Source organism: Paraburkholderia sp. (assembly GCF_034668105.1).
Classification (GTDB): Bacteria; Pseudomonadota; Gammaproteobacteria; order Burkholderiales; family Burkholderiaceae; genus Paraburkholderia.
Window position 1 is genome coordinate 1 of record NZ_JAXDPY010000511.1, and the last position, 3,315, is coordinate 3,315.

Annotated in this window: 4 protein-coding genes; 2 read left to right on the forward strand and 2 right to left on the reverse strand. The window is 59.8% G+C overall.

The genetic code is table 11. The features are described from left to right. Window positions 1-341, forward strand: a 341-nt coding sequence (locus QOC89_RS22835; RefSeq protein WP_323047093.1) for a catalase-related domain-containing protein, incomplete at its 5' end; no start/stop codon positions are given. A 297-nt stretch (window positions 342-638) separates the two neighbouring features. Continuing rightward, entirely contained in the window at window positions 639-1,085 is a 447-nt protein-coding gene (locus QOC89_RS22840; protein WP_323047094.1) for a rhodanese-like domain-containing protein, read from the forward strand. Between the two features lie 105 nt (window positions 1,086-1,190). Here QOC89_RS22840 and leuD read toward each other — a convergent pair whose 3' ends face one another. Together leuD and leuC are read right to left on the reverse strand one after the other, a co-directional pair. Further along, complete coding sequence (gene leuD / locus QOC89_RS22845; RefSeq protein WP_323047095.1) at window positions 1,191-1,832, reverse strand: 3-isopropylmalate dehydratase small subunit; 642 nt, start codon at window positions 1,830-1,832, stop codon at window positions 1,191-1,193. After that, window positions 1,833-3,239, reverse strand: a complete 1,407-nt coding sequence (gene leuC, locus QOC89_RS22850) for a 3-isopropylmalate dehydratase large subunit (protein ID WP_323047096.1) — start codon at window positions 3,237-3,239, stop codon at window positions 1,833-1,835. Between the last annotated feature and the right edge of the window lie 76 nt (window positions 3,240-3,315).

Genomic DNA, 3,315 nt, shown 5'->3' on the forward strand with positions numbered 1-3,315 from the left:
GCGTCGATGCGAATATGGGTGGCGCCACGCCGTATGAGCCGAATACGCGCGGTGAATGGCAGGAGCAGCCGGACTTTCGCGAGCCGCCTTTGTCGATCGAAGGTTCGGCGGATCACTGGAACCACCGTGTCGACGACGACTATTACTCGCAGCCAGGCGCCTTGTTCCGCCAGATGACAGCCGCGCAGCAGCAGACGCTGTTCGACAACACAGCACGAGCGCTGAACGGCGTATCGAAGCCGGTCCAGCAACTGCATATCGAACACTGCGCGATGGCGGACCCGGCATACGGCGCGGGGGTGGCGAAGGCAATCGCTGCGCTGCAAGAAGCATCGGCATAGCCGTTCTGCCTCTCCTGGGAGAGTTTGATCCGATAAGCGGTGGCGATCGTCGCGGTGACGCTCGCCAACCGGCTGGTCCGCCACGGGGTCATTCTGCTCAGGAGAGGTGCGAACGTAGCAGTGGTCAACTTCAACGCGCAGGTACTTGATGTCGACTGTTGGGCGAGCGCAGTGAGAGGTTTTCACGCGGATAAGGCCGTGGCGTGATGTTACTGGAATCTGTCATTTGCGACACTGGTTGAACGTGCAGCAGAACGGGACAATGCAGGGCAATGATCCACGCACAAGGAGCCTTATATGTCCCCTGTCTCATCCGTACCGCCTGCCGACAGTGCCGTCGCGCTCGCCCATTTCAGCGCCTCGCTGTCATTCGAAACCGATTGCGCCGACGTCCATGCGGCACTCGGGAGCGACGACCCGCGTTCGGTCGATTTCGTGCTGCTCGACGTGCGCAGTGCCGCGCATTTTTCGCGCGGCCATGTGCCCGGCGCAACGAATATTCTGCACGGCAAGATCGTGGCGTCCAGGCTCGCCGAGTATCCGCCAGACACGCTCTTCGTCACCTATTGCGCGGGCCCTCACTGCAACGGCGCAACGCGCGCCGCAATCAGGCTTGCCAAACTCGGCCGCCCCGTTAAGGTCATGATTGGCGGCGTTACTGGCTGGCTCGATGAGGGTTTTGAGCTAGCTCCCGCCGGCGAGGCGTTATCTCGAAGCGATTGTCCGCGAACAAAAGAACCGTAAAGGAGCGCGATGCGGTTTTGCTATGCGACCGGTCGTCGACTTGGCGAAGAGCTGGGCCTGCGCGAGAAGTCTGCGTGGTTTCCAGCTGGATCCGATGATCTCGCGTCACGCCAACCAGGGCTCAGCGGCGAAGTGGTCGTTTTCGAACGCTTTGATTTGCTCGCTGTAGCTAGCCAAAATCTGCCCGATTTCGTCAAGGCCTGACAGCAGAGCATCCTTGCGGGAGGCATCCAGGTCAAACGGATAACTCTTCCCGCCCTGGCAAACGACTCGCTGCTCAGGAAGGTCGATCGTGATGGTTATCGGTTCGTCTGTCCGGGCCACGTCGTTGAACAACGCTTCGACAACATCGGCCGGCAGCCTGATCGGAAGGATGCCGTTCTTGAAGCAGTTGCCATAGAAAATATCCCCGTAACTGGGTGCGATGATGGCTTTGATCCCCCAGTCGGCTAACGCCCAAACCGCATGCTCGCGGCTCGATCCGCATCCGAAGTTGGCGCGGCACAGCATGATTTGCGCGCCTTGATAACGAGGCTGATTAAGTGGGAAGTCCGGCCGCGTCGTCCGCTTTGCGATGTCGTCGCCCGGTTCGCCCGCTTCGGCATAGCGCCAGTTGTCGAACAGGTAATCGCCGAATCCGACGCGGCTCGTCAACGCCATGTACTGCTTCGGCAGGATCGCGTCGGTGTCGACGTCGGTACGGTCGATCGGCACCGGGTGGGTCTTCAGAATCAGAAACGGTTTCATTCAAAGCTCCGCTGGGTCGATGAAATGTCCGGCGATCGCTGCTGCAGCCGCCATTGCCGGGCTCACCAGATGGCTGCGGCCACCACGCCCTTGTCGTCCTTCGAAATTTCGATTCGAAGTCGACGCGCAGCGTTCACCTTCACCAAGACTGTCGTTGTTCATCCCAAGGCACATCGAGCAACCTGGCTCGCGCCACTCGAAACCTGCCTCGACAAAAATCTGGTCCAGACCTTCTTCTTCCGCCTGGTACTTGACGTTCCCAGAACCCGGCACGACCAGCGCCTGCCGGATCGTGGACGCGACCTTTCTGCCCTTCACGACATCGGCGGCAATGCGCAGATCCTCGATGCGCGAATTGGTGCACGAGCCGATAAAAATCTTATCCAGTCCGATTTCCCGAATCCGCGTGCCAGCTTCCAACCCCATGTAATCGAGCGCGCGCATTGCCGCTTCGCGCTGCTCGTGAGTCGACCCGGCAGCGGGGTTCGGTACCTGTCCGTCGATACTCGTGACCATGGCGGGCGTCGTTCCCCACGTGACCTGGGGCCGCAGGTTGCTCACGTCGAACACGACTGTCTTGTCGAATTCGGCCGAGGGATCGCTGTGCAATGTCGACCACACCTGTTTCGCGTTTTCCCACGCTGCACCGACCGGACTGGAAGGACGTCCCTCGAGATAGTCGATCACCGTCTTGTCGACACCAATCAGCGCACAGCGAGCGCCTGCTTCCACTGCCATGTTGCACAATGTCATGCGGCTCTCCATGCTGAATCCGGAAACCGTCTCGCCTGAAAATTCCAATGCAAAGCCCGTCGCAAAGTCGGATTTATACCGGCCGATAAACGCCAGCGCGACGTCTTTCGCGTAGGTGCCGCGCGGTAGTTCGCCGCTGATTTGAACGTTCAGCGTCTTGGGCCGGCGCATCACCAGACATTGCGTTGCGAGAATCTGTTCCACGTCCGAGGTACCGATGCCAAACGCCAGTGCACCGAACGCACCGTGCGTCGTGGTGTGCGAATCGCCGCACGCTATCGTCATGCCAGGCAGCGTCTCACCCAGCTCGGGGGCGACGACGTGCAAGATGCCTTGCCTGCGGTCCGTGAGCTCGAAAAAGCGCAGAGCGTATTCGCTGCAATTCTGCTGTAGCGCCGCGAATTGCCGCGTGGCCGCTTCGTTGTGCATGCCCGCAAGGCGATTGGTTGTGGGAATATTATGGTCGGCGGTCGCCAATACCGATGAAGCGCGCCACGGCTGGCGCGAGGCGGCACGTAAGCCGTCGAATGCCTGAGGACTCGTCACCTCATTCAACAAGTGCCGGTCGACATACAGCAAGAAATAATCGTCATCCAGTTGTGAAACGACGTGTCGCTGCCAAATCTTTTCAAGCAGGGTTTGGGGGTAAGCCATGGTTATCCGTCATGGAAAGCGTAGGAGATGCTTGCCAGTGAGGATAACAAGCCGGGGATCGGACTGAATTGACCGT